The sequence below is a fragment of the Mesorhizobium sp. M5C.F.Ca.ET.164.01.1.1 genome, from assembly GCF_004792125.1.
Classification (GTDB): domain Bacteria; phylum Pseudomonadota; class Alphaproteobacteria; order Rhizobiales; family Rhizobiaceae; genus Mesorhizobium; species Mesorhizobium wenxiniae.
The window spans coordinates 607,711-633,877 of record NZ_SRTG01000002.1 but is presented as its reverse complement, the minus strand read 5'-3'; the positions used below and the strand labels follow the sequence as shown (position 1 = coordinate 633,877).

General features: G+C 61.6%; 28 protein-coding genes. 11 read left to right on the top strand and 17 right to left on the bottom strand.

Annotated elements, in window-relative coordinates; genetic code table 11:
• Positions 1–82: 82 nt before the first annotated feature.
• From EN807_RS19710 to EN807_RS19675, 8 genes are all read right to left on the bottom strand, one after another.
• A complete protein-coding gene (locus EN807_RS19710) occupies positions 83–523 on the bottom strand; it encodes a hypothetical protein (protein WP_135936317.1) in 441 nt (146 codons plus the stop codon).
• 177 nt (positions 524–700) lie between these two features.
• Positions 701–2,077 (bottom strand): ATP-binding protein, encoded by a 1,377-nt coding sequence (locus EN807_RS19705; protein ID WP_189522511.1) that lies wholly within the window; start codon positions 2,075–2,077, stop codon positions 701–703.
• A 40-nt stretch (positions 2,078–2,117) separates the two neighbouring features.
• A complete protein-coding gene (locus tag EN807_RS19700) occupies positions 2,118–2,783 on the bottom strand; it encodes a response regulator transcription factor (protein WP_023800820.1) in 666 nt (221 codons plus the stop codon).
• A gap of 121 nt (positions 2,784–2,904) precedes the next feature.
• Positions 2,905–3,204 carry a hypothetical protein gene (locus EN807_RS19695; protein WP_127313585.1) on the bottom strand — a complete coding sequence of 100 codons (300 nt, stop codon included), beginning with the start codon at positions 3,202–3,204 and terminating at the stop codon, positions 2,905–2,907.
• A 174-nt stretch (positions 3,205–3,378) separates the two neighbouring features.
• Positions 3,379–3,789, bottom strand: a complete 411-nt coding sequence (locus tag EN807_RS19690; RefSeq protein ID WP_135936315.1) for a DUF3168 domain-containing protein — start codon at positions 3,787–3,789, stop codon at positions 3,379–3,381.
• A gap of 136 nt (positions 3,790–3,925) precedes the next feature.
• Positions 3,926–4,192: a DUF1488 domain-containing protein gene (locus EN807_RS19685; protein ID WP_127313587.1), complete on the bottom strand. Its 267-nt coding sequence runs from the start codon at positions 4,190–4,192 to the stop codon at positions 3,926–3,928.
• Positions 4,193–4,205: 13 nt separating this feature from the next.
• A complete protein-coding gene (locus tag EN807_RS19680) occupies positions 4,206–4,454 on the bottom strand; it encodes a hypothetical protein (RefSeq protein ID WP_135936314.1) in 249 nt (82 codons plus the stop codon).
• Positions 4,455–4,710: 256 nt separating this feature from the next.
• The gene (locus EN807_RS19675; protein ID WP_135936313.1) at positions 4,711–6,264 is read right to left on the bottom strand and encodes a trimethylamine methyltransferase family protein; all 1,554 of its coding nucleotides are present in this window, start codon (positions 6,262–6,264) and stop codon (positions 4,711–4,713) included.
• A 181-nt stretch (positions 6,265–6,445) separates the two neighbouring features.
• Here EN807_RS19675 and EN807_RS19670 point away from each other — a divergent pair, with 181 nt between their 5' ends.
• The 5 genes from EN807_RS19670 (at position 6,446) to EN807_RS19645 (ending at position 12,159) form a co-directional block, all read left to right on the top strand.
• Positions 6,446–7,084: a TetR/AcrR family transcriptional regulator gene (locus tag EN807_RS19670; RefSeq protein ID WP_135936312.1), complete on the top strand. Its 639-nt coding sequence runs from the start codon at positions 6,446–6,448 to the stop codon at positions 7,082–7,084.
• 147 nt (positions 7,085–7,231) lie between these two features.
• Positions 7,232–9,391: a PBP1A family penicillin-binding protein gene (locus EN807_RS19665; RefSeq protein WP_135936311.1), complete on the top strand. Its 2,160-nt coding sequence runs from the start codon at positions 7,232–7,234 to the stop codon at positions 9,389–9,391.
• 115 nt (positions 9,392–9,506) lie between these two features.
• Entirely contained in the window at positions 9,507–10,091 is a 585-nt protein-coding gene (locus tag EN807_RS19660) for a DUF1214 domain-containing protein (RefSeq protein WP_065010422.1), read from the top strand.
• The gene (locus EN807_RS19655) at positions 10,084–10,632 is read left to right on the top strand and encodes a DUF1254 domain-containing protein (protein ID WP_065010421.1); all 549 of its coding nucleotides are present in this window, start codon (positions 10,084–10,086) and stop codon (positions 10,630–10,632) included. The genes EN807_RS19660 and EN807_RS19655 overlap by 8 nt, the downstream gene beginning before the upstream one ends.
• A 510-nt stretch (positions 10,633–11,142) precedes the next feature.
• Positions 11,143–12,159: a hypothetical protein gene (locus tag EN807_RS19645; protein WP_189522510.1), complete on the top strand. Its 1,017-nt coding sequence runs from the start codon at positions 11,143–11,145 to the stop codon at positions 12,157–12,159.
• Positions 12,160–12,207: 48 nt separating this feature from the next.
• On the opposite strand, the gene EN807_RS19640 is transcribed toward EN807_RS19645, so the two are convergent.
• The 3 genes from EN807_RS19640 to EN807_RS19630 all read right to left on the bottom strand — a co-directional run bounded on the left by EN807_RS19640 (position 12,208) and on the right by EN807_RS19630 (position 15,122).
• Complete coding sequence (locus tag EN807_RS19640; protein WP_135936309.1) at positions 12,208–12,555, bottom strand: DUF1491 family protein; 348 nt, start codon at positions 12,553–12,555, stop codon at positions 12,208–12,210.
• 88 nt (positions 12,556–12,643) lie between these two features.
• A complete protein-coding gene (locus EN807_RS19635) occupies positions 12,644–13,411 on the bottom strand; it encodes a peptidoglycan-binding protein (RefSeq protein ID WP_135936308.1) in 768 nt (255 codons plus the stop codon).
• Complete coding sequence (locus tag EN807_RS19630; RefSeq protein WP_135936307.1) at positions 13,386–15,122, bottom strand: HAMP domain-containing sensor histidine kinase; 1,737 nt, start codon at positions 15,120–15,122, stop codon at positions 13,386–13,388. The genes EN807_RS19635 and EN807_RS19630 overlap by 26 nt, the downstream gene beginning before the upstream one ends.
• Positions 15,123–15,656: 534 nt before the next feature.
• On the opposite strand from EN807_RS19630, the gene EN807_RS19625 reads away from it, so the two are divergent.
• Together EN807_RS19625 and EN807_RS19620 are read left to right on the top strand one after the other, a co-directional pair.
• Complete coding sequence (locus EN807_RS19625; RefSeq protein WP_135936306.1) at positions 15,657–16,007, top strand: DUF5330 domain-containing protein; 351 nt, start codon at positions 15,657–15,659, stop codon at positions 16,005–16,007.
• Positions 16,008–16,120: 113 nt separating this feature from the next.
• Positions 16,121–16,549 (top strand): SufE family protein, encoded by a 429-nt coding sequence (locus EN807_RS19620; protein ID WP_065010477.1) that lies wholly within the window; start codon positions 16,121–16,123, stop codon positions 16,547–16,549.
• A gap of 142 nt (positions 16,550–16,691) precedes the next feature.
• On the opposite strand, the gene EN807_RS19615 is transcribed toward EN807_RS19620, so the two are convergent.
• Together EN807_RS19615 and EN807_RS19610 are read right to left on the bottom strand one after the other, a co-directional pair.
• A complete protein-coding gene (locus EN807_RS19615) occupies positions 16,692–17,117 on the bottom strand; it encodes a MucR family transcriptional regulator (RefSeq protein ID WP_029354623.1) in 426 nt (141 codons plus the stop codon).
• Between the two features lie 425 nt (positions 17,118–17,542).
• Positions 17,543–17,911 (bottom strand): SH3 domain-containing protein, encoded by a 369-nt coding sequence (locus tag EN807_RS19610; protein WP_135936305.1) that lies wholly within the window; start codon positions 17,909–17,911, stop codon positions 17,543–17,545.
• Between the two features lie 119 nt (positions 17,912–18,030).
• Here EN807_RS19610 and EN807_RS19605 point away from each other — a divergent pair, with 119 nt between their 5' ends.
• Both EN807_RS19605 and EN807_RS19600 read left to right on the top strand, forming a co-directional pair.
• Positions 18,031–20,181: a S9 family peptidase gene (locus EN807_RS19605; RefSeq protein ID WP_135936304.1), complete on the top strand. Its 2,151-nt coding sequence runs from the start codon at positions 18,031–18,033 to the stop codon at positions 20,179–20,181.
• Positions 20,182–20,342: 161 nt separating this feature from the next.
• Positions 20,343–20,726, top strand: a complete 384-nt coding sequence (locus tag EN807_RS19600; protein ID WP_127313599.1) for an SET domain-containing protein-lysine N-methyltransferase — start codon at positions 20,343–20,345, stop codon at positions 20,724–20,726.
• A gap of 28 nt (positions 20,727–20,754) precedes the next feature.
• Here the strand turns inward: EN807_RS19600 and EN807_RS19595 are convergent, their stop codons facing one another.
• The 4 genes from EN807_RS19595 to EN807_RS19580 all read right to left on the bottom strand — a co-directional run bounded on the left by EN807_RS19595 (position 20,755) and on the right by EN807_RS19580 (position 24,063).
• Positions 20,755–21,705 (bottom strand): cytochrome c, encoded by a 951-nt coding sequence (locus EN807_RS19595; RefSeq protein WP_135936303.1) that lies wholly within the window; start codon positions 21,703–21,705, stop codon positions 20,755–20,757.
• A 9-nt stretch (positions 21,706–21,714) separates the two neighbouring features.
• The gene (locus EN807_RS19590) at positions 21,715–22,158 is read right to left on the bottom strand and encodes a cytochrome c (protein WP_135936302.1); all 444 of its coding nucleotides are present in this window, start codon (positions 22,156–22,158) and stop codon (positions 21,715–21,717) included.
• Between the two features lie 317 nt (positions 22,159–22,475).
• Positions 22,476–23,078, bottom strand: a complete 603-nt coding sequence (locus EN807_RS19585; protein WP_127313602.1) for a superoxide dismutase — start codon at positions 23,076–23,078, stop codon at positions 22,476–22,478.
• A 106-nt stretch (positions 23,079–23,184) separates the two neighbouring features.
• Positions 23,185–24,063, bottom strand: a complete 879-nt coding sequence (locus EN807_RS19580; protein ID WP_127211997.1) for a branched-chain amino acid aminotransferase — start codon at positions 24,061–24,063, stop codon at positions 23,185–23,187.
• Between the two features lie 154 nt (positions 24,064–24,217).
• On the opposite strand from EN807_RS19580, the gene EN807_RS19575 reads away from it, so the two are divergent.
• Both EN807_RS19575 and EN807_RS19570 read left to right on the top strand, forming a co-directional pair.
• On the top strand, positions 24,218–24,880 hold the full coding sequence (locus EN807_RS19575) for a haloacid dehalogenase type II (protein ID WP_127313638.1): 663 nt from the start codon (positions 24,218–24,220) through the stop codon (positions 24,878–24,880).
• A gap of 307 nt (positions 24,881–25,187) precedes the next feature.
• A complete protein-coding gene (locus tag EN807_RS19570; protein ID WP_135936301.1) occupies positions 25,188–26,012 on the top strand; it encodes a L,D-transpeptidase in 825 nt (274 codons plus the stop codon).
• Positions 26,013–26,167: the final 155 nt, after the last annotated feature.

The window sequence follows — 26,167 nt, the reverse complement described above, 5'->3', positions numbered from 1 at the left end:
AACACAGGTGTCCTGCGACGCTTTGACGGCAGGTGCGTCGCATGTCCTTGATTGATGTCAACCGGAGCTATTCGGCCGGTCGTTATGTCAGTGGCGTCCAGCTGCCATCGGCGTTGCGGCAAGCGGTTCCGCGCGCGGTGGTGCCGGCGGCGCCGGTAAAGACCGTATGGGTGTATTGCCGGCAGTCCTGCGAGCCGACACGATAGGGCTGGGCGGGCACGACTTCACCGTAATGCGCCGACCGATCGCTTTTCCACGTCACCTTCTGGCCGCTCGCCGTGTACTCCAACGCCCTGTATTCCGCTTCCAGCGCCTTGCGCTTTTCGGGATCGCTCAAGCCGGTACCGATCGATCCGCTGACGAGGCCGCCCCCCATGGCGGAAATGATCGTCGTCGCGATCTTGCCGTCACTTTTCGGCGTGGCGGCCGGCTGCGGCGCCACCGTGGAGCCAGGGCTCCTGCCCAGCGTCGTGCAGCCGGAAACGGCCAGCAGTGCGGAAACGAGCGCGACGCGAATCTTCATGCCAACAACCAGTTTCTTGAGTTAGAGTAGCTGGGCCGCGCCATCGGGGAAGTCGGCGTGGCCATAGTGTCGATGTTTGTCGGAAATTTGGCCGCGGCCGACGGCTCCGGGACCAGTCGACATGCCGCAATATCACGCACCGTCGATCAATGTCGACTAGCCCAGCAAAGCATAAGTCTAGTGAAGGCTCCGCAATCGAACCACCGCCTTCAACCCGCCCATGCTCGACCGTTCCAAAGCCAGAACGCCTCCATACTCGTTGACCAGGTCGGCGACAATGGCAAGTCCAAGCCCGGTCCCCGGCTTTGTCTCGTCGAGCCGCCGTCCGCGCTTCAGCGCCTCGCGCGCTTTGTCTTCGGGAATGCCCGGGCCGTCATCTTCGATGCTGATCTCGAACAGATCGACAGCACCCTCCTTGCCGGAGATCGGCGCCACCGACACGGCGACCGCGCACTTTGCCCATTTCATGGCGTTGTCGAGCAGATTGCCAAGCAATTCTTCCAAATCCTCGCGTTCGCCGGCAAAGACGATATCGACTGCCGGCAGCGAAAGCGAGAGAGCGGTCTGCGGGTTGAGTTTTTGCAGCACGCGAACCATGCGCTGGACCAGCGGCGCCACCGGCGTGCGGTAGACGACGCTGTCGCGTTGTGCCGCAACGCGGGCGCGCTGCAGATAATGGTCAACCTGCTTCTGCATCGAGGCGGCCTGCTCGGCTATGAGTTGGCCCTTGGCGCCGCCGAGCGCCCGCCCCTCATTGATCAGCACCGCCAGCGGCGTCTTCAGCGAATGGGCGAGGTTGCCGACCTGCGTCCGTGAGCGCTCGACGATACGCTTGTTGTTTTCGATCAGCGCGTTGGTCTCGTTGGCGAGCGGCTCGATCTCGGCCGGGAAGCGACCGTCGAGCCTTTGCGCGGTTCCTTCGCGCACCATAGCGAGAGCGTTCCTGACCCGACGCAATGGCTGCAGGCCCAGCAGGATGGCAATGGCGTTGATGGCGATCATGCCGACGCCGAACAGGGAAAGATAGGTCAGCAGGCGACGCTGGAAGGCGCCTATCTCCTGCTCGAGCTCGGTCTGGTTTCCCATGACACGGAAGCGCGCTGCGCGATTTTTCGCGTCGAGAACGAATTCGCTCTCGAACACTTCCAGTTCCTCGCCATCGATGCCTTCTGTCGCATAGCTGCGCTGGAAGCTGGCATTGAAAGGAACCTCGGCGACGCTTGGCGACAGGATCGCCTTGGTCATCGAGGAGGAGTGCAGCTCACCGCGCACGCCTTCCGACGCAGGCTCCACCGACCAGTACCAGCCGGAATTCGGCTCCGAGAACCGGAGGTCGCCAAGGTCGGGAGCGCCGGTCAGCGAACCGCCTTCGGACACGCCGACCGAGCCGATCAGATTGAACAGATGCGCCGACAGCAGGCTGTCGAAACCGCGCTCGCTCGCCTGGCGATAGAGGGTCGTGATCAGCGTGAAGATGACAATCAGGGTGAGTATCGCCCAGACCGTGGAAAAGGCAATCACCCGGAACGCCAGCGAACGCGGCCAGAACCGCATTGAAAGCGGCGTTCTTGCAGTCTGTTTGAGCGGTTCCGCCTTACGCCTCCGGCTCACGCATTCGATAGCCCATGCCGCGAACGGTTTCTATCATGTCGATGCCCATCTTCTTGCGAAGCCGCCCGACAAAGACCTCGATTGTGTTGGAATCGCGGTCGAAATCCTGATCGTAAAGATGCTCGACCAGTTCGGTCCGGGACACGACCTCGCCCATATGGTGCATCAAATAGGCAAGCAGGCGGAATTCGTGCGACGTCAGCTTCAGCGGCACGCCGTCGACATCGGCCTTGGAGGCCTTGGTGTCGAGCCGCAACGGCCCGCAGGTCAACTCGGACGACGCATGGCCGGCCGCGCGCCGGATCAGCGCTCGCACCCTGGCCAGCACCTCTTCGATGTGGAACGGCTTGGTGACATAATCGTCGGCGCCGGCGTCGATGCCGGATACCTTGTCGCTCCAGCGATCGCGCGCCGTCAGAATCAGGACCGGCATCTTGCGGCCGCCGCGCCGCCAGCGCTCGACCACGCTGATGCCGTCCATCTGCGGCAAGCCAATGTCGAGCACGACGGCATCATAGGGTTCGGTGTCGCCGAGGAAATGCCCTTCCTCACCGTCGAAAGCCCGGTCGACGACATAGCCGGCATCGACCAGCGCGTCCGATATCTGCCGGTTGAGATCCTTGTCATCTTCGACAACGAGTACGCGCATGCGGGGATCATACCTGTTGAAGAACTGGCCTGTTGAAGAGCTGCCCTGTTTGAGAAGCTGCCCTGTCGAGAAACTGGGCGTCAGATATAGGCCGATTCCAGCGCCTGGGAAACGGCAGGGATCAGTTCAGCGGAACGACGATCTCGGTGCGGCGCGGACGCTGCCCGTCCTTGCCCGGGACCAGCACGACGATGACGCAGACCGGCTGGCCACCGCGCGTCGACTGCGACGCCTTGGCCAGCGTGCCGCCACTCTGCTCGGCAACCTGCTGACCGATCGCGTAGCAGTCGGAGGCAGCCAGGACGATCGGCCGATTCTGCTCGGGCACGACGACCGGCAGCGCCGTCGCCTGCGGCGCAAACAGACCGGCAGCGCAGAGCGCCAGTGTCGCGGTTCGGAAGTGGGAGCGAAGCGTTTTCATGATCAGCGTCCTAACGCATCGGTGCTGAACGTGAAATGAACAGTGAACGCCTGCAACACATGCCTATCTCACCCCCTGAAACGCGAGACAACCGACCCTATGATTCGCCGCCCCAACCCGGCAAACTCATCCAAGTGCCAGTCTAGACTGTGTTGCAGCCATATTGAAAGCGCGTCAGGCGTTTTCTTCCGTCACGGCGCGAAAGCGCAGCAGCCCGTGACAGGCTGAAAGATCCTCGTCGTAACGGGCTTCGGTGAATTCGAGCCTGAGATTGGCGCGGTGATGGTCGTCGAGCGCGAGCGCCGCATCCTGGAGGCGGGTGCTGACCAGGTCCATCGCATCGAGCATTTCTTTCCTGGCCTCGGACTTCGACCAGAAATGCAGTGTGAAAAGCTGCTCGGCATCGTTCTCCATGCCTGTTGTCCAGTCGTAGACGCTGGTCCGGCCGTAGGTGACATAGGGAAACGGGACATTTTCCGGGACATGGTCAAACAGTTTTGCGCCGCCCAATGCCGCTGACAGAAAACCGTCACCGTTCAGCACTTCGAACAAGGCCTTCTGCAGCGCGGCGGCCGGCGCGGTCATTGTGTTCTCCCCTCGCCCGTCACGGCTGAACAGGCCTTTGTGCCATCAGCGATTCCTGCTTGCAGCGTAGCCGCGTTGAAGCTCTGGCGCCAGATCACGGGATTTCCAAGGCCCCGATCGCGCGGACGGTCGGGATTTATCGAAAATCGGCCGCTGTCAGCACATACATGCTCTTGCCGGTACGGGCATAAGCATTCCTTGCGACGTCATGTATGGGACCGACGGCCGAATCGAAAGCGGCGAGATATGTGGCTTCGGCTGTCGCCGTCCCCGGCGGTGCCGTCGAGATGGCGGCTGCATCGACAAAGAAAGAAATCTGGGACATCCCGTCATAGCCGACGAAGCGGATCCGTCGGCTCGCCTCGTCGTAGCTTCGGCTTAGGTTTGGAAATGTCAGGCTCATGACTTGACGGCCGTCAAGCGGCCCCCGCCTTCTTGACTGCGGCCCGCTTTTTCTTGGGGGCGACGGGATTGAGGGCTTCCGCCGCGCGGTCGGCCTCTTCCTTGGCTAGCCGCAGCGCCCGCAACCGTTGGGTCTTAATGGTCCTGGCCTTGGCCTCGGAAACATATTCGGCCGTAGCCTGGTTTCGCTCTGCGGTTTTCTTCTGCTTCTCCATGAAGCGCGCTTCAGCCTTATCCGTGATACTTTGATTGAATTCCGCCATCGATAAAATATCCCTTTTTGACCGAGATGATGAAATTGCAATTCCCTCCTAAAGTAGGAGCTCTGAGCAGAAAATTCAATTTCCAAGCTATCTTTGATCGCCCAGATTCGTAAAAATAAATTGCCGAGTAATACTATTCGATAGTTTCCACCAGCCCATGAACATTTTTGAGCCATCGGCTCCAAAGAGGTGAGCGGTGGCAGCTCACGTGCGCTGGCAGCAACCGCGTCCCCTTTGACGCAGTTACTGAATCAGATCACGACACCGGTGCTGCGCCACCCTCTTCCGTGCGCCGCGCGATGAATTCGTCGAGAACACCTGATGTGGCAGCGGCGGAAGCCGGCGGCCGAAAATCGGCAAGCAGCCGTTTCCAGATGCCGGTCGCGCGCTCCGTGGCGGTTCTTGACCCGGCCTGCGTCCAGTTGCCGAAATTCGACCAGTCGGCGACCAGCGGCTCGTAGAATGCGGTGCGGTAGCGCGCCATCGTGTGCCCGGCCGAGAAGAAATGCCCACCCGGCTGCACTTCAGCGATAGCCTCAAAGCCGATCGCGTCCTCGTCGCCGGGCGTCGCCGCGCAGAGTTCGGCGACCGTCTGCAGCGCCTCGACGTCGGTGATCAGCTTCTCGAAAGAGACGCTCAAGCCGCCTTCGAGCCAGCCCGCGGCATGGATGCAGACCGTTGCACCCGCAAGCACCGAGCCCCACAGCGCGAACTGCGTTTCGTGGGCCGCCTGCGCGTCCGATATGTTGGCGGCGCTGCCGCCGCCGGACCGCCAAGGAAGGCCGGTGAAGCGAGCAAGCTGACCGGCGCCGAGCGTCGCCTTGACGTGCTCCGGCGTGCCGAACGCCGGCGCCCCCGACTTCATGTCGACATTGGAGGAGAAGGAACCATAGACGACCGGCGTACCCGGCCGCACGATCTGGGCCAGCGTCAGCCCGGCCAGCGCTTCGGCGTGCTGCAGCGTCAGCGCGCCGGCCACAGTGATCGGCGCCATCGCGCCGGCCAGGCAGAAGGGCGTGATGATCAACACCTGCCCCGCCCTGGCAAAGTCGATGATGCCTTGCGCCATCGGAATGTCGAGCTGGCGAGGCGAATTGGTGTTGATGACGGTATAGCAATGAGCGCCCAAACGGAATTCGTCCTCGGACAGGCCGCGCACCAGCCGCAGCATCTCGAAGCCGTCCTCCACCTGCGGCGTGCCGCGCGCGAAGACGAACGGCAACTTGTCCGACAGCGTCAGCTGCGCGCGGTTGACTGCATAGTGGCGGAAGCGGTTATCGATGTCCTGCGGCTCGATGCAGGGTCCCAGCATGTGCAGCACGTCGAAATGCTGCACCAGGCGGATGAAATCCTCGAAAGCGGCAAGCGTTCCCGGCCGCCGGCCGCGCTCTAGATCGGTGACGTTCGGCGCCCCGGATCCCGCCAGAAACGTCATCGAGCCGAGCTCGAGCGTCAGGTCGCGGGCACGGTCGCCGGCATAGACGCGGATCGATTTCGGCGCCGAGGCCAGTGCCGCCGCGACGATGTCGCGACCGATGCGCACCATCTGGCTGTCCTCGTCAACCAGCGCGCCGGCACGGGCAAGAATGGTGCGCGCCTCCGGCAGCAGCACCTTGACGCCGAGTTCCTCGAGTACGCGCAGCGCCGTGTCGTGGATCGCGGCGACCTGGTCGACCGAAAAGATCGGCTGCGGCAGGAACGGGTTCTTCAGCGAGCGATAGTCCGGCCGGCGGCTGGTCTCGCTGCCGGCGTCGCCGGTTCGTCCGCGCCTGCGCTCGCGCCTGAGATCACGTGCGGCGTCATCGATCATGGCGGATACTCCTCATTGCCGTATGCTTGCCGTATTGCCCTGCCTTGGGGATCGTAGGGAGAAGCCGCGAGGACGCGGGCCGGCCGCTCGGCGCAGTTCGTTGAGTTGGCAGGATACTTGCACTGTACATATGTGTCTAGTATGGTTGTATGCAGCTCCCCCTCATGCCTGTTGTGCGGCCATGATCATGAATGCTCCGCAGGACGAGCCGGCGCCCGGCAAAATCAAGGTGACGCGCTGGGACTGGATCAGTCTTGCGCTCCACACGTTGATTTCAAATGGCATCGAAAGCGTGCGCGTGCTGCCGCTCGGCCACAAGCTCGGCGTCTCGCGCTCAAGTTTCTACTGGTATTTCGAGAGCCGTCAGGATCTGCTCGACCAGTTGCTTGCCCATTGGCGGGACACCAACACCAGGGCGATCGTCGAACGCGCACAGCGGCCGGCAGAAAGTATCATCATGGGCGTCATGAACGTGTTCGAATGCTGGGCGGACGAGCGCCTGTTCGATCCCAGGCTCGACTTCGCCATCCGGGAATGGGCGCGGCGCTCCGACGACGTGCGCCGGGCCATCGACCAGGCCGACAATGACCGACTGGGCGCGATCCGTGACATGTATCGCCGGCATGGCTACGGCGAAGATGATGCCTTCATCCGCGCCCGTGTGCTCTACTACATGCAGATCGGCTATTATGTGCTCGACCTTAAGGAACCGGTCGAGGCGAGGGTCAGTTATCTCGCCGCCTATCTGCGCAGTTTCACCGGCCAGGAGCCAAGCGATGCCGACGTGGCGCATTTCATGCGCTTTATCGCGGCGCGGTAGGTGGATGCGAGGTGGCATGCGCGACCCTGGTATCAACAAACTGTACCGCGAAAGCTCCCCTCACCCTTGTGAGCGAGGCCAAAATGGACAAATAGTCTGGTACGAGTGCCGCTTCTCAGTGGGGCGTAGCCGCAGCCGGATCCTGGAATGGCCAGTCCTTTGAAATCACGCAAGAGAAGGGGTCCGATTGCCGCAAGGCTGCTGGCGGCGGATGCGTGGTTCGATTCCTCGCTCTACGAGACCGGCTTCAAGTCGCGCCGGTTCTGGGAAGCGGCCACCATTTTTTTCCGGCGCTTCCGCGTCTCCGGCTGGCGCCGCGGCATCATCGAACTGTTGAGCGAAGGCTTCACGCTCGGCGCCGGCGGCATCGTCGTCATGCTGGCACTCGCTTTGCCGGCCTTCCAGGAAACCGCCGGCGACTGGCGCGCCCAGGGCGATTTCGCCATCACCTTCCTCGACCGCTACGGCAATGAGATCGGCCAGCGCGGCATCATCCAGCGCGATTCGGTGCCGGTCGACGAGATGCCCGATCAGGTCATCAAGGCGGTGCTGGCCACCGAGGATCGGCGTTTCTTCGATCACTACGGCATCGACGCGCTCGGCCTTTCGCGCGCGATCTTCGCGAACGTGCGGGCGAATTCCGTGGTGCAGGGCGGCTCGAGCATCACCCAGCAGCTGGCCAAGAACCTGTTCCTGACCAATGAACGGACGTTGGAACGGAAGGTCAAGGAAGCCTTCCTGGCGCTGTGGCTCGAGGCCAATCTGTCGAAGAAGGAGATCCTGCAGCTCTATCTCGACCGCGTCTATATGGGCGGCGGCACGTTCGGCATCGAAGCGGCCGCCGATTTCTATTTCGGCAAAAGCGTCAAGGATGTGAACCTCGCCGAAGCGGCGATGCTGGCCGGCCTGTTCAAGGCACCGACCAAATACGCGCCGCACATTAACCTGCCTGCTGCCAGGGCGCGGGCCAATGTGGTGCTGTCGAATCTCGTCGAAGGCGGCTTCATGAGCGAGGGTCAGGTGCTGCAGGCGCGGCTGCATCCGGCTGAAATCGTCGACCGCGGCGAGCAGAAGAGCCCGGATTACTACCTCGACTGGGCATTCGAAGAGGTCAAGAAGATCGCCGCGAAGTCCGGCCAGCATTCGCTGGTCGCCCACACCACTTTCGACGCCAACATCCAGAAGGCGGCGGAAGAATCGATGGAGTTCCATCTCCGCCAGTTCGGCAAGGAATACAACGTCACCGAAGGCGCCATGGTCGTCGTCGAAACCAATGGCGCAGTCAGGGCGATCGTCGGCGGCCGCGACTACGGTGCCAGCCAGTTCAACCGCGCCACCAAGGCGCTGCGCCAGAGCGGCTCATCGTTTAAACCCTACGTATACGCAACGGCGATGGAGCACGGCTTCACGCCGGATTCCGTCGTTTCCGGCGCGCCGATCTCCTGGGGTGCCTGGTCGCCGCACAATTACAATGACGGACGGGCCGGCAAGGTCACGCTGATCACGGCGATGGCCAAATCGGTCAACACCGTGCCGGTGCGGCTGGCCAAGAATCATCTCGGCATCGGGCCGATCAAGGCGATGGCGGAAGCCATGGGCGTCGAATCGCCGCTCGAATCGCACAAGACGATGGTGCTCGGCACATCGGGCATGACCGTGATGGACCAGGCGACAGGCTATAGCGTGTTCGCCCAGAATGGCTTTGTCGGCTCCCGGCATGGCATCACCCAGCTCGTTACCCGTACCGGCGAGGTGGTTTACGATTTCGCCAAGGATGCGCCGCCGCCGCGCCGTGTGCTCTCGGAACAGGCGCTGAAATCTATGAACACCATGCTGGCGGCGGTGCCGGTGATGGGCACGGCGCGGCGCGCTGCCCTTCCCGATATCGTTTCGGCCGGCAAGACCGGCACTACGCAGTCTTACCGCGACGCCTGGTATGTCGGATTCACAGGCAACTACACGGCTGCCGTGTGGCTCGGCAATGACGACTTCACCCCAACCAACAACATGACCGGCGGCTCGCTGCCGGCGATGGTTTGGCAGCGGCTGATGGTCTATGCGCACCAGAATATCGATCTCAAGCCGATCCCCGGCCTCGATCATCCCTTCGTCGACGAAGAGATCGCCGCCAAGGCCGAGGAAGCGGAAAAGAAGAGTGCCGGGCAGGCAGCGGCCGACACCGCCGCCGAGCGGCCGCCGGTGCTGTCCAGCCAGACGACGCGGGCGCTCAGGGACATCACAAGGCTGTTCCAGTCGGCGCCCGTCCTCCAGGCGCCTGCGACGCCGGAGACCCTGTCGGCGCTTTGATGCCGGCACGACGGGCTAGGCCATCCCTCGCCGGCAATTCCACAGGGGTCCGCTTGCCATCGCCCCCTGCCCCGCGATATCCCCGAGCGGCACTCCCTCTTTCCCGCGGCTCTTCATGCTCAAGAACGCATTCCTGACGCTCCTCGCGCTTGCCATAGCCATCGGCGGCGGCGGCGGCAGCGTCTGGTACGCGCTCAAGACGCAGGATGGCATTGGCGCGATCAGGATCGGCCAATGGACGGCGTTTCCCGATATCGGCACGCAGGCGGCGGATCCCTATTCGAAAGCCCGCGTGGCGCGCGAGGGTGTCCTTGCACTCGGACAGGCAGAAGGCCTGTCGTTTATCGCCGAACGCGATTCCGATGGCGAACAATTGAAACGCCAATGCGCCTATGAAATCGAAGGCGGATTTCCCACAGCCCGATTCTGGACCCTCTATGCCGCCGATCGGTCGCTCGGCGTGGTCGAGACCGGCAAGCCAAGGCTTGCAGCACTTCAGTCCTACCAGGTGCTGCGCCAGCCCGACAATTCCGTGCTTATTTCCGTCAGCAACCGCCCCGCGCCCGGCAACTGGCTGCTTTCCGACGGCTTCGGCCGGATGTATCTCGTGCTGACATTCTACGACACGCCGATCGCCAGCAGCACGGGCCTTTCGGATGTCACGCTGCCGCGGATCGTGAAGGTCGGCTGCAATGCGTAGGCTGCTGCACGCGATCTTGCTCGGCCTGCTTGGCGCCGGCATCGTACACATCATCGTGCTGCTGCTCGTCTCGGAATTTTCCGAACGCAATGCCTGGTCGCGGCTGGCCATGGCCTCCGACCTTTATCGGATGACCAGGCTGGACGCTGAGGCCGGCGGTACGCCAGTGGTGAAATCCGTCGATCCGCTGTTTTATGCCGCGGCCTGCCGCTTCGATCTGTCCGACGGGATGGTTCGGGTGAAGGCACCGGGAAACGTCCCGTTCTGGTCCGTATCGGTCTATGACCGCAGCGGGCATAACATCTACTCCTTCAACGACCATAGTGCGACCGGAAGAGTGCTGGACAGTATCGTACTGACGCCGGCCCAGATGATCGAGATCCGCAAGGATCTCCCGGAGGAATTGCAAGGAGCAATCTTCGTCGAGGCGCCCATCGACGAAGGCATGTTCGTCATCCGCTCGTTCGTGCCCGACGACAGCTGGAAGCCGATCGTGTCGCGGTTTCTCGAGCAGAGTTCCTGCGAGCTGCAGGGCTACTGACGTCAACCGAAGTACGCGGCGGCCGGTTTTCCGGCCTGCAGCGATTCAAAGTTAGAGCCTCCTGTACGCGCCGAACAGGGCGCGCGGCGCCTAATGATGCGGAACAGGCATCGTCCCCGACGATCCCGGCATCGTCCTTGACGAGCCCGGCTTGTCCGGACCGGCGCCTGGCCGCGTTTCGCCCGTCCGTGGCTCGTAGCGGACGCCGGGGAAAATGATCACCGCTGCCGGGGTTCCGGTGTTTCGTTCTGCTCGATTGGTTGCCGCGGTTCGCGGCACGAAAGACAGTACCATGCCCATGGTTCGTGCATTCCTCTCGGTTGCCCCGGAGCACAACGCAACGCCTCCAATCTGATTAAGGAGCCAGTAGGTTAACGGAACGCTAACGGATCGCCGCTAATTTGATGTTTGTTCTGAGGTCAGGAAGTTCTGACCCGAGGCAAATGCGAAACCGACACAGTCCCGGTCGAGCATGGTCCAGATTGTGTCGAGTGTTCAGGCGTATCCTTCGTGTCAGCTTCGGATTTCAGGCAAATCGCTATACGAGCTGAATCGGGAAAGGCCGAAAGGCTGTTTCGCGCCGCGGTGTCGGCGTTCTGTTCGCTCACCCGCCCTTCGCGCCGGGAGATCGCGCAACTTGAGGATTTGACGCTTCCGCTTTTCGCCAATGTATCGGTCGAATCGCGCCGCTACGTCGCCGCCGCCCTTTCCGAATGCGAATATGCGCCTGCTGCGCTGGTCCGGCGGCTTTGCGAGGAGCCGGTCGACGTTGCCGCGCCATTGCTCATCCGCTCGTGCGCGCTCAGCGATATCGACCTGATCGCGCTGATCGGACGGCACGGCCTGCCGCATGCGCGCGCCATCGCGCGCCGCAAGGATCTGAACCCAACCATCGCCCAGCTGATCAGGGCGCTTGAAAAGCCGACGCTGGTGAGCGTGCGGCAGCCGGAGGCAATCGCCAACACGGCGCCTGAAAGCGCCGAGATCGTCGCGCCCAGCCCCGACAGCCAGAAGGTGCCCGGCGCCGCCGCCGAGAATGCACGGCGCCGGCTGCGGTCGTTGATGCGTGCCGATGCTGAGAGCGGCGCGACCGTCAATCCGTTCGCCGGCGCTGAAACCTATGTCAAATTGCGCGAGACGGCGCTGACCGGCAACGCCGCATTCTTCCAGACAGCACTGGCCGACGCGCTCGAAATCGATTTTTCAACGGCGCGGTCGCTCACCGCAAACCAGAACTACGCATTGCTGCTGGCCGCCCTGCGCGCGCTTGATTTCGGCGAAGAGAGGGCGTTCCTGATCACCGCCGCCGTCTATCCCACAGAGTTTCCGCATCCGCAGGCCATCCGCATCTTTCTCGACCGCTACCGACTGCTGCATCGCGACGCGGCGCTGGACAAGCTACGCGGCTGGAAGGCGGAGACACTGTCGAAGGCCATTCGCAATGCCGGACCCATCGCGGCGAACGCCGACATCCGCAAAGCGGACAGCGAGAATGCTGCCGCCAGGCCTAAGGCGCGTCGCGTCTGAACGAGATTCAGGCGAACGCTTTAAGCCTTTGTTTTCATCGATAATCGTTTAGAGCGACTTGACGGAAATAAGTTCCTCGACGGGAACAGCGCCGGCCTCGATCTCGACCACCCAGATGTCAGGATCGAATTTCTTCTCCCTTTCCAGTCGCGCGTCAAAGGCGGCGGCATCGTCGCCGGCGCCGAGCAGACTGAAGAAACGGTCGTCGGGTTTCGCTGAATCGTAGCTCGTCTGCGGCGCCGGTCCAAACAAAGCAACCTCGCCCAGGCGGCCACGCGCCAGCACGAAGACGGCGCCGGCCTCAGTTGCGCCGCGCTTGACCACGGCGGCGAATCCGCCGGCGCCGAAAACCCGGCGCAATAGGGCCGACACCCACAGATCGGTGGTTACGCGCATTACAAACTCCGGACGAGATCCGGATGCTGTTTAGCGAGGTTATCGCCAATCCGCGAGCGATCGCTTCGACTATTAGTAGGCCAAAGCCTCAGTTGGTCAGGCCGATCTCGCGCATCTTGACGTAGACGACCTCGTCGGGCTCTCCGGTCTCCGGCAGCCCGAACAGCGACTGGAACTCCTTGATCGCTGCCTTGGTGCGGGCCCCGACCACGCCATCGAGCTGCATGTCGTCATTGCCGAATGCCTTCAGCCCGGCCTGGATTTTGATGATGCGGGCATCGGGTGCCTGCACCGGCGCATCTGCCAGCGCCGAAGCGGAGACGGGAATTGCGGCCATGTCGTCCGGACGAGGTGCCGGATGCGGCACGACCGTCGAGGCGGTTGGCGTGGCGCCCAGCTGATCGAGCAAAACGCTGTCGATCTCGCCGGAAGCGCTAAGCCCGACTTTCTGCTGATAGGCTTGTATGGCCTTACGCGTGTTGGGGCCGGAAATGCCGTCGACGGTGCCGGAATAGAGGTCCAGATCCTTCAATATGCCCTGGATCTGCTCGACGACCGGATCGCTCTTGATCGGAGCCGAGCCCGGCCGCAAGATGTTGATGGTGGTTTCGGGTTCGTCGGCGCCGGCTCGAGGAAAGCCCTCGATGCTCCTGGTCGCGAAAAACGCGCCGGCATGAGGAAAAGGCTGATACCACAGGGCATTCGCCGAGACGTAGAACAGCGTCACCAGGAAGGCGGTCGAACCGCCGACCAGAACCGGATTGCGCGAGATCAGGCTGCCGACGGCGGCCGCGCTACCTTGGAAGGCATTGCCACGGCGCTTGACCGCCTTAGGCTGTTTTGCGGAGCGAGCCATGCCTGTCCCCCTTCGTCTCCGCCTTGGCTGCAGGCATCGGCAGCACGCCGGGCTTGTCGGTCGTACGTCCCTTCGGTCCGTTCACCGGCAAGCTGATCGTGACCGTGGTGCCCTCGCCCGGCATGCTTTCGATCGACATCGTGCCCTCGTGCAGCGCCACAAGGCCCTTCACCAGCGACAGGCCGAGCCCGGTTCCCTCGAAGCGGCGCGTATAGTCGTTCTGGATCTGCATGAACGGCTTGCCGAGATTGGCAAAGTCTTCCTCGGCGATGCCGATACCGGTGTCCCTGACCCAGAAATGCAGTCGCGAGCCGATCCGCTTGGCGCCGACGACGACATCGCCCCCATCGGGCGTGAACTTGATGGCATTGGAGACTAGGTTGATGAGTATCTGCTGCACGGCACGACGATCAGCGTTTATCTCGCCTGCATCCGGTGCGATCTGAGCCTGCAGATCGATGTTCTTTGCCTCGGCCTGCAGCCGCATCATCGACTGGCACATTTCGACGGCTTCCACGAAACGGAACGGTTCCGGCTCGGTTGCGTAGGAGCCCGCTTCGATCCTCGACACGTCGAGTATCGAGGTGACGACGGCAAGCAAATGCTGGCCGGACTCCTTGACCAGACCGACATATTCCTTCTGGCGCGGATCCTTGAAGGTGCCGAACATCTCATGCAGCAGCATGTCGGAAAAACCGATGATGGCGTTCAACGGCGTGCGAAGCTCGTGGCTGACGACCGCCAGAAACCGTCCCTTCGCCACTTCGGCAGACGCGGCCGCCTCTTTCGCACCGGCAAGCTCTTCGCGCAAGCCGGCAAGTTCGTCGTTTTCGCGCAGGACGAGCGTGAAGACATCCTCATGCTCCGCCCGCATCAGCTCAAGGGAAAACGGCCGGTAGTTGTCCGCCGTCGGGCTATGGCCGTTTTGCGGCAACCGGACGCGAAGATCGAGCCGGCGCGCCGACGCGCCGTCGCGCATGTCGGCCAGCGCGCTGAGGTATGCGACGCGATCGGACAGATGGATACGGTCGAACAGGCCGGTACCGAACAGCAGTTCCGGCTGCAGTTTCAGGATCGTGCGCGCCTTTGCCGACGCATCCAGTACCTCGCCATGCCTGCCGGCCCGCAGGACAACGGCGTCGATGATGTTCTCGAGCCGGTCATCGGTCGCCGGATCTAGCTGCGCGCCGGCCGGGCTGCCAAGTGCTGCGACGCGGGGAACGAGGGTGAGCGCCCAAGCCAGCGGCAGCAGCCAGTGCCAAGCAGCGATTTCCGCCGGGCCGAACGGGAAAACAGAACCGGCAAAAGCCTGCAGCAGGATAGCGACAAATGCGGATGCGGCACCCCAGAGTGCAGCGCGACGAGACGCGCCGATCCACCAGGCTTCGAACGGCAGCGCCACGACAAGCATGGCGATCGGCGAGGCCATCCCGCCCGCCGCGGCAATGACACCGGCAAGAGCAAGACTGCCCATCACCAGGGCGACCTGGCCGGCGAACGCCATCTTGCCCGATGCTGCCACCAGCAAGGCAGCAAACCAGCAGAGGCCGAATGTCGCAAAGATCGCAGCCATGGTCACGGCCACGCCCATGCCCGAGGTGACCAGCGTGACTGCTGCACCTGCGGCAAAGAACGGAGCGGCCAGCATGACACCGATAAACCGCCCCTGGCACCGGCGGTCGTTCTTTCCGAGGATCGACGGATGAACCATACGTTCGCAACCGGCTGCCATCGCGCCGGGCAACTCAACGTATCTGGCCCTTATCGAACTCAACTCAACGCACTCGCACCTGGTCGTGAACAGCCCTGCTTCGCAGGTTGCTTTTGTTGATCTGAAACTCGCATCCAGCGTTTAAGGAATGGATAAGGCGGGACCGATCAATGCCCGGCCGGAGGGAAATATTGGGAGGCCGGCGCGGCAAAACCTTGGCAATTGCGGCCATAGTAAATGGAGCGTTATTCGGGCGGACCGCCCTTTCGCCTCTGACAGTCGCCACCGGCACGCCGCGCTTCCGGGGAATAACTATAGAAATCAGGCAGATGGATGGTTAACCCCGGGTGAAGAAAATCGGCTGGATTTGAGACAAATCCATTGCAAAATGCTACGTTTCGAGTTTGCCTAAAATTTGAGGAAAATTTTCGCTGACCGGGCAAGCCGTCCTTTGCGCGTCTATGCCACTATCATACCCATAAAAGAGGTCATGTCGCACGAATGCATGATCCGGTCAAAGATGAGGGCATACAGATGGGCTTTCTGATCAGAATGGCTTTCTGGTTTTCGCTGGTGCTTCTGGCGCTGCCGCTGAATGTCGGCTCCGACGAGACAGGCCACCAAAGCGTCGGGCCGATCCAGGCGTTGTTTGCGGCACGCGAAGCCGTTGGCGACATTGCCGGCATATGCGAGCGCAAGCCCGACGTCTGCGAGACCGGCAAGTCCGCAATGCACACGATCACCGCCCGGGCCAAGGAGACCGCCAAGATCGCGGCCGCCATGCTGGACGACAAGACCGCCGAACCCGACACGGCGACAATGACCGGCAGCTTGCCCGAGGACATCGTCTTGCCCGCGAAAGTCGAATTGCCGGCGAAAAACTGAGATATTTTCCAGCGCATCTGTCACTGCACCGCAGGCCGTCCGCACCTCGACGCATATGGTGTTTTTCCTCTTTTTCCGTGACGCGGCGTCGCCGGATGACTATATCCGAGGTGATGACCACGACGATCCAAACGATCCGCGACGACTTCTCCCTGCTTGACGAGTGGGAAGACCGCTACCGCTATGTGATCGAACTGGGCGAGGCCCTGCCGCCATTTCCCGATGAGGAACGCAACGCCGCCAACAAGGTGCCCGGCTGCGTCAGCCAGGTCTGGCTGACAACCGAATATGGACCGGGTCCCGATCCAGTCGTCACCTTCGCCGGTGATTCGGACGCCCATATCGTGCGCGGCCTCGTCGCTATCATGCTGGCGCTGTTTTCCAGACGACCCGCCAGCGAGATCCAGAAAACCGACGCGGAAGCCACGCTGAAGGCACTTGGCCTCGACGAACACCTGTCACCGCAACGCGCCAATGGTCTTCGTTCCATGGTCAAGCGCATCAAGCGCGATGCCGAGGCGGCGTTGAGGCAGACCGCCTGATTAGACGAACAGCGCGCGATTGCCCCGGCACGGCGGAGAGCCCCACGCATCGGGCAAGGTGTATCGATTGCTCCAGCAATTAAAGCAAAACGGCGCCCGGAGGCGCCGTTGATCGTTCAACCCACGTTGGGAAGAGCCGATATCAGCGCCCCTTGCGCTTGCGGCCGAGACCCATCTTCTTGGCGAGCTGGGAGCGGGCGGCAGCATAGTTGGGAGCAACCATCGGATAGCTTGCGTCCAGGCCCCATTTTTCACGATACTCGTCGGGCGTCAGACCGTAGTGGGTCATCAAATGGCGCTTCAGCGACTTGAACTTCTTGCCGTCTTCAAGACAGACGATGTAGTCGTCATGGACGGAGCGTTTCGGGTTTACTGCCGGCTTCTGCTTGTCGGCAGGAGGTTGTTCACTGGTCCCGCCCACGCGCCCGAGGGCGGCATGGACATCGGCGATGAGGCTCGGCAGCTCGCCGACCGGCACCGGATTGTTGCTGACATAGGCGGCCACGACGTCGGCCGTCAATTCGATCAGCGCATCACTATTTCTGGAAGGTGTTTCGATAATATCCATGGCTTCCTGGCCCCAACGAGAGTTGTTTCTATCTGCGCCCTATTTCTGACAGGTCGGGCATCGCGCGAAATTTCAGCAGGAAAGAGCCTCTGCGATTCGCGTCATCATCCTAATGAGCCAGTGAACCAAGTAAGTCAATTCGCTTCTTGCCCTGTATTCATCGATGTTAATAAAATATTCCACGATCAGCTTCAACCTTTCGTGCACTCTGTAATTTTGCGATATTTCTGGTCCGACCAGCAACGGCTGACGCCCCCTCGGACTGCCATTACATCCTCGATGGCCAGTAAAATGTTCTCAATGCTTGGCTATGCTTGGTTGTGGCGCAGGCTATCTGGTTGTTTTCAGAATCTGAAAAACCATAGGTTGCGATTTGCTGTTTGCAAGCAAGCCAGAAATCAGCGCTGCGGACCGGCACCGATCCATCAATGTGGGGTAATGTATTTTCCGTAGACCCAGCCGGTGACGAAATTGCCGTTGTGTGCCGGATCATGCCAAACTTCGCACCAGCGATAGCGGATCTTCTGTTCCTGCTTCCAAACCGGCTGCTTGGCGATGTCGAGCAGGTTTATGCCGCCGGTGCATTTCCCGGTCATCTGCAAAACGGCACCGTTGGGATAGGCGGCCTGCTTCTGGGATGACCCCGCCGGATATTTGCGCACATTGAGCGTGTCGCCAAACGGAACGTTGGTCACTTGCCAAGCTGCGAACACGGTTGCATGAGATTGGCCGGTAGAGGCCAAAACTGTCGAAGCGACGACGAAAGCCGCGGCAGCGCGAAAACGGAATTTCATTTTTCTCTCTCCTCCGGCTCATCTTCTGGAGCCCGGCGCAAAACATATACTCCGGCTCTTGAACCTGCGCTGATCGGCGTGTTCATTCTCCATTCAAATAACTTCCACAGCGAGACGCAATGACCCGAATCCCAGCATTTCCGACTGTCAGCCCGCCACAACCCGAGAAGCGGCCGGTCTTCGATCTGCATCATGGAGTAACCCGGACGGACGACTATGCCTGGCTGAGAGCCGACAATTGGCAAGAGATGTTCAGGGATCCGTCCCTGCTCGACGCCCAAATCCGCGCCCATCTCGAAGCCGAAAACGCCTATCAGGCGACGTTGATGGCCGACACCGCCCAGTTGCGGAAGCAGCTTTTCAAGGAGATGAAGGGCCGCATCAAGGAAGACGATTCTTCCGTGCCGATGAAGGATGGGCCGTACGCCTATGGCTCATCTTTCAAGCTTGGCGGCGAGCAGCCGCGTTACTTCCGCACGCCGCGCGATGGCGGCGACCAGCAGATCCTGCTCGACGGCGATCTCGAGGCCGAAGGCAAGGCCTATTTCCGCCTCGGCGGTGTCGACCATTCGACCGACCACCGCAAGCTTCTCTGGGCCTTCGACGACAAGGGTTCCGAATTCTACACGCTTCGCGTCCGCGATCTCGCCGACGGCAAGGAGTTGCCGGATAGGATCCCGGCTACCGGTGGCGGCGGCGTATGGAATGCCGACAATGACGGATTTTTCTACACCCGCCTCGATCCCAACCACCGTCCTTCCAAGGTGCTGTTCCATGCCCTTGGCGACAGTCCTGAGAACGACCGGCTGATCTACGAAGAAACCGATCCGGGCTTCTTCATGAATGTCGGCGGCACGCGCTCCAACGAGTGGATCATGGTCGGCATCAACGACCACGAGACCTCGGAATATCGCATCATGAGCGCCAGCGAGCCGTTCGCCGAACCGAAGCTGGTTTCGGCGCGCGAGACCGGCCTGCAATACGACCTCGAAGAAGGCGGCGATATCTTCTTCATTCTCACCAACGCCGACGGCGCCAAGGATTTCAAGATCATGACGGCGCCGGCGAGCGATCCGGTGCGCGCCAACTGGCAGGAACTGGTGCCGCACGAAGCGGGCCGGCTGATCCTTTCGATGATCGGCTTCAAAGACCATATGGTCAGGCTTGAGCGCAAGGAAGGCCTGCCGCGCATAGTCGTGCATGACCGCAAGAGCGGCGAGGAACACCTCATCTCCTTCGACGAGGAAGCCTTCTCGCTCGGCCTGTCGGGATCCTATGAATACGACACCGAGATCATGCGCTTTTCCTACTCGTCCATGACAACGCCGGCGCAGGTCTTCGACTACAACATGCGGACCCGCGAGCGCGTTCTGCTGAAGACGCAGGAAGTTCCGTCCGGTCACGACCCGGACCATTACGTGACGCGGCGGCTGATGGCGCCCGCCGCCGACGGCGAACTGGTGCCGATCTCGCTCATCCACCATCGCGACACGCCGCTCGACGGATCAGCGCCTTGCCTGCTCTACGGCTACGGCTCCTACGGCATCACGGTCCCGGCCGCCTTTAACACCAATTTGTTTTCGCTGGTCGACCGCGGCTTCGTCTACGCGATTGCTCATGTCCGCGGCGGCAAGGACAAGGGCTATGGCTGGTACGATGACGGCAAGCGGGCGCACAAGATAAACACGTTCACCGATTTTGTCGCGGTCGCCCACCACCTCGTCGCCGAACGCTATACGCAACATGACCGCATCGTCGCACAGGGCGGCTCGGCCGGCGGCCTGCTGATGGGCGCGATCGCCAACATGGCGTCGGAATGCTTCGGCGGTATTGTCGCCGAGGTTCCGTTCGTCGACGTGCTCACCACCATGCTCGACGCGACCTTGCCGCTGACGCCGCCGGAATGGCCCGAATGGGGCAATCCGATCGCATCGGAGGAAGACTACCGAACGATCGCCGCCTACTCCCCCTATGACAATGTCGCCGCGCTCGACTATCCGCCGATCCTGGCGCTTGCCGGTCTCACCGACCCGCGTGTCACCTATTGGGAGCCGGCCAAGTGGGTGGCGCGGCTGCGCGACCGCAAGACCGGCGACAATCCGGTGCTGTTCAAGATCAACATGGACTCCGGCCATGCCGGCGCATCCGGCCGGTTTTCCAGGCTCGAGGAAATCGCCTTCACCTACGCGTTTGCGCTGAAGGTGGCGGGCAAGGCCGACCTTGCCACCACCAGCGGCACCCACCCTTTGGACGCGCAAAGGGCGCTGTAGGAGCTTGATCTTGCGCACGATTCCCTGCGGAAAATCGATTCCAATTTCCGGTCACGGCCTGGCTGATTTTCCGCTCGCAATTGCGATGGCCGCGCGCTACCCAATGCGCTGGTTTTCGCAGCCGCGCCACCAAAATCATCCAGTCACGCCGGGGGTCTGCCATGTTGCTCGTCGACGTCTATCTCGACAAATCGCCTATCCAGGGCATCGGAGTCTTTGCCAAGAACAACATTCCCCGTGGCACTCTGGTTTGGAAGCTCGATCCCAATTACGACCGGCGCATCCCCGTCGAGACCTATGAGCGCGAAACGGGGCCGATCAAAGCCTATCTCGATCGCTATTCCTATCCCGACCGGCGCGACCCGAACTACATCGTCTTCGAAGCCGACGACGCACGCTACATGAACCATGCCGATGACCCGAATTGCGACGTCTCCTCTCCCGAGGAGACGTATGCGTCGCGCGACATCGCGCCCGGCGAGGAAATGACCTGCAACTACAATCATTTCTTCGAAGCCGGCTTCGATTTCCTCGGCGACCGCTGACGCGCCGTCATCCCGTGCGGTTTTCGCGTCAGCTCGAAGGCTGCTTGCGCGCCGGATAGCCATTGGGATGCGGCGGTATGGCCTTCAGATAGGCTGATATCGCCGCCCGGTCCTCGGGCGTCAGTTCGGCCATGTTTCTCTGCACGTCGACCATGGCGGCGCCGACGGTATCGAAATCCGGCGTGAAGCCGGTTTCGAGAAAGTTGGCGATGTCAGCCTCCAACCAGTCAGTAAGCCCGCCTTCACCCGAAGTAATGTTCGGCACGATGCCGCTGCCTTCGGCAGCAGTGGCTCCGGCCAGCCATTCGCTCTTCCTGGTGCCGCCAACAAAATCACGCGGCGTGTGGCATTCCCCGCAATGGCCCGGCCCTTCGACCAGGTAGCGGCCGGCCATCACCGGATCCGGCGTGCCCTCGGGGAAGGAAACCACCGGCCGGTCACTCAAATAGAGACGTTTCCACAGCCCGATACCGCGACGGATGTTGAACGGGAATCCCAGCGAATTGGCCGGCGCCTTGCCGGCGACCGCCGGAAGCGTTTTCATGAAGGCATGGAGATCGGCAATGTCGGCCGGCTTCATGCGCGCATAGGATGCATAAGGAAACGCCGGATAGAAATGCTCGCCGCTCGGCGACACTCCCTTCATCATGGCGTTGGCGAGGTCTTCGGCCGACCAGGCGCCGATACCGTCCTTGGCATCCTGCGAGATGTTCGGTGGCACGAAGGTGCCGAACGGCGTCTTGAGTTCGAGACCGCCTGCCAGTTGAAGGCGGGCATCGCCTTGTGAACCTGGCTTCGCATGACACGATGTGCAGCCTCCGGCATAAAAAATGCGCTTGCCCCTGGCGGCATCGCCGGGGCCGAGCTGCGCCAGGGTCTCTGTGTCGAGCCTGACCGGCGCCGACAGGACCCAGCCGGCGACAGCGCCGGCGGCGCCCAGAACGAGGGCGGCGCCGACGAGCTTTTTCAGCAGGCGCATCGCCCGCGATCAGCCCTTCTTTATCCTGTATGTCTGGTGACAGGTGCCACAATCGCCGCCTATGGTGTTGAACCCCGCCTTCAAGGCATCGACGTCGGCCGGGGCGGCGGCCGCCGCAGCCTTGACGTCGGCGAGATATTTTTCCTCAATCGCCTTGAAGCCGGCCATATCCTCCCAGATCTTGGGGGCAGCGGTGGTGTCGCCGGTTTCGCTGCCAGCCGGGAAAAGGGTCTCGACCTTTGCATGGAATGTCTCGGCGTTGGCCTGCAGCGCCTTCAACGCCGCCAGCACGGCCGCGGCGTCGTAGGCGGTCTCACCCTTGACCACTTTCGACAATTGGCCGGCGAGCTTTCCACGTTCCTTCATCAGGGCCTGCCGGTCCTGGATCGGATCGGCGAATGTAGCCGAACCGGCGAAGGCGAGCATAGAGATGGCGAGGATAAGCTTTCTCATTCAATTGGCTCCATGGTGAAGACGTTTCGGATGAAGATCGGCACTGATCGATAACGGCAAAATTGGCTTAAAAATTCCGGAAATTCGCCTCACGCTTGTGTGAATTCTTGCGACAGTCGTTCTGTGCTGGAAAAACGGCGTCCGATCTTGAGCCAAAGGAAAAGCCCCGGTTTTGCCGGGGCTTTCTACAACTCGATCTGGCGATTAAAGCGCCGCGCGCCTTTCCGGCGCGCAAGGGACGTTGTAACACCTTGATTTGCGCATGATCCCCAGCAAAAATCGATTTCGATTTTGCTACGCTGACCTTCGGTTCGGGGTTATGCGCTGGCCTTTTCGTAAAGCTCAAGGACATGGTCCCAGTTGATGAGACTGTCGACGAAGGCCTCGAGATATTTCGGCCGGGCGTTGCGATAGTCGATGTAATAGGAGTGCTCCCAGACATCGACGCCCAGGATCGGCGTCGCGCCATGGACCAGCGGATTCTCGCCGTTCGGCGTCTTCGAGATCGCCAGCTTGCCGTCCTTGACCGAAACCCAGGCCCAGCCTGAACCGAACTGAGTGGTTCCGGCGGCGATGAAGTCGGCCTTGAACTTGTCGTATCCGCCGAGGTCGCTGTCGAACGCCTTTTGCAGCGCGCCCGGCAATTTGTTGCCGCCGCCGCCCTTCTTCATCCACTTCCAGAAATGGATGTGGTTGTAATGCTGGCCGGCATTGTTGAAGAGCCCGGGGTTCTTGCCGAAGGACTGTTTTACCACCTCTTCGACCGACAAATCGCCGAGCCCGGCTTCGGCAGCCAGTTTGTTGCCGTTGTCGACATAGGCCTTGTGGTGCTTGTCATGGTGATACTCCAGCGTCTCCTTCGACATGTAAGGTTGCAAGGCCTCGTAGTCATAGGGCAAGGCGGGCAGTTCAAAAGCCATCGGTCGTACTCCTCGTGGAAAAAATCCGGTGCGATACCGGACTAACATAGGTCTGGATTGATATGGAGCAACTCCGGAATGAAGCCCCGGTTCGCTTTTTCGCCAGTCAGCCGGTCGAAGTCGAATGCGCCCAATCCCAGTAGAGTTCGCGCGCCTTCTTGGCTACAGGCCCGGGCTGGAGATTGCGATCCTCGATGCGGGTGACCGGCACGACTTTTGAATGGTTTCCCGTCGAGAATATCTCGTCTGCTTCGAGGAAGTCGCGCACCGACAGCGTCTTCTCGGTGGTCTTGAACCCATACTCGCCAAGCAGCGTCATCGTCCGCGAGCGGGTGATGCCGGACAAGAACGTGCCGTTCGGCGCCGGCGTCAGGACATGGCCGTCCTTGACCAGGAAAATGTTCGAGGTTCCGGTCTCGGCGACATTGCCCAGCATGTCGAGCACCAGGGCATTGTCGAAGCCGCGCATCTTGGCTTCGAGGATGGCACGACCATTGTTGGGATAGAGGCAGCCGGCCTTGGCGTTGGTCGGCATGGTTTCGATGGTCGGGCGCCGGAACGGCGAGACGGTGACCGAAAAGCCCGCCGGCGAGATCATTGGCGATTCGTAGAGGCAAAGGCAGAAACGGGTCGAGGCCGGATCTGCCGGCACGCCCATATAGCCGCCATGCTCGGCCCAGTACATCGGCCTTATATACACCGCCGTCTTGCCGTCGAATTTCTTCAGCCCGTCCCAGGTCAGCCCGACCATCTTTTCGGCGCTCATGGATGGTTTGAGACCAAGTGCGATCGCCGATGCGTTCACCCTCGCGGCGTGGCGGTCGAGATCTGGGGCGACGCCCTCGAACCAGCGGGCGCCGTCGAACACGCTGGTGCCGAGCCACATGGCATGGCTGCGCGGCCCCAGGATGGCGACGTTGCCTTCATACCAGTCGCCGTCCACGAAGGTCCATGTCGCGGATTGCGCCGCAGTTGCCAGTGTCATCGCTTGTTTCCGTTACAGACTTGTCCTGTCTCGCCATTGGAAGATGCTTTGGCGTCTGCCGTCAACGGGGTTTGCTGAGATTTGTTGAGGCCAGCGGTATGTGAATTGCAATCTGTGCTTGCGCCTCGCCTTGCGTCGCCGCAAAACTGTCACCATGCACCATGCGGCATACGTTTTCGACGCCTACGGCACGCTGTTCGATGTCCATGCCGCCGTGCGCCGTCATGCCGACCAGATCGGGCCGGACGGCCAGCTCCTGTCGGAGATCTGGCGCGCCAAGCAGCTTGAATATTCCTGGGTCAGGACTCTGATGGGCGCCTACACCGATTTCTGGCAACTCACCGAGCAGGCGCTCGATTTCGCCCTGCGCAAGGTTCCCTCCGCGGACAAGGGGCTCAGGGCCAAGTTGCTCGACGCCTATTGGCGGCTGGACTGCTATCCGGAGGTGCCGGCTGTGCTCAAGGCGCTCAAGGCGTCGGGCGCAAAGCTGGCGATTCTTTCCAACGGCTCGCCTGAAATGCTGGAGGCGGCGGTCAAATCGGCCGCGCTCGACCAGGTTCTGGACGACATCTATTCCGTCGATGCCGTCAAGCGGTTCAAGGCCGATCCGTCGGTCTACGACATGGTCACGACAGGCTGGCGCCTCTATCCGGGTGCGGTGTCGTTTCAGTCATCCAACCGCTGGGACGTTGCCGGCGCCACCAAGTTCGGCTTCCGTACAGTCTGGATCAACCGTTCCAACCAGCCCGAGGAATACCGGGACTTTCCGCCGGCCCTGATCCTGCCCTCGCTCGAAGGCCTGCTGACCGGAGGCTAGCCCGCAATTCTCACACTCGATGTGAGAATTGCGGGCTAGCGCATGACCCCAAAAATCGGGATCGATTTGCAAAGGATCATGCCCAAAGTAAAAGTGCTACAGCGTCCTTTACGCGTCCAAATGGGCGCACGGCGCTGTAGGCCTGTTGCCTCGGCGCAACAGGGGCGGACCCGTCACAGCTTTGCCTTTGTTTGTCCTCCGTCAGGCCAGAATCGGAACCGCCTATCGCGCCGGGCATTGGTAGGGCTGGCGCCGTACTGATCGGCATATTCATGTTTGTTTCGATTTGAGACCTAAAAAGGCAACCATGTTCACCACCGAAATCGAATCTTATCGCCTGAGCCGTCGCGGCTTTCTCAGCGCCGCTGCGCTCGGTGCCGCCTCGATTGCGGTTTCCGCCTGCACCACGGTGGGAGGGCAGCCGGTCGAGCCGCCGCCGCTAGCCAACGTCGAGCCGCCGCTCCTGGACTATGCAACAATGTACGCTCCGGTCAGCGATGGTGGGTTCGAGCTCCCGGGCATACCGTACGAGAAAATCGACGATCAATTTCTGCGTCAGATCGTTCCCGACCCGACCGGCCAGCCGCCCGGCACCATCGTCGTCGATACGGCCGGCCATCACCTCTATCTCGTGCGTCCGGGCGGACAAGCTATCCGTTATGGTGTCGGATTGGGTCGCGCCGGTTTCGAATGGTCTGGCGACGCCGTCGTCCAGTGGAAGCAGAAATGGCCGAAATGGACCCCGCCGGCCGAAATGATCGCCCGCCAGCCCGAGCTCGCAAAATACAGCGCCGAGAATGGCGGCATGCCCGGCGGGCTGACGAATCCGCTCGGCGCGCGGGCGCTGTACCTCTTCGAGGGCAACGAGGACACGCTTTACCGCCTGCACGGCTCGCCGGAGTGGTACTCGATTGGCAAATCGGTGTCATCTGGCTGCGTTCGCTTGATAAATCAGGACATTATCGACCTTTATGACCGTGTGCCCAACAAGACGCCGGTGATCGTTACCGCCGGTGTCGGTCAGGAGCTGGTTGCCACGGCAGACCGCAAAGCCATCCCAATCGATGCGGGCGTCCCGGATGGATCCATCCTGCTCGGCCCTGCAAGGTCGATCTCGGATTCGATCTTCTGAGCTGGTCGAAAGGGCTGGAGCGGCCGGCGTACCTTTGAATCCGATGCTCCTTGCCTGAGCATCGTCTAAAGCCGGTGCCCACTTTTGGGTCCGATGCTTTTTTGTTTGAGCATCGGATTTTCCCAAAAACCGGTGCCCACTTTGGGTCCGATGCT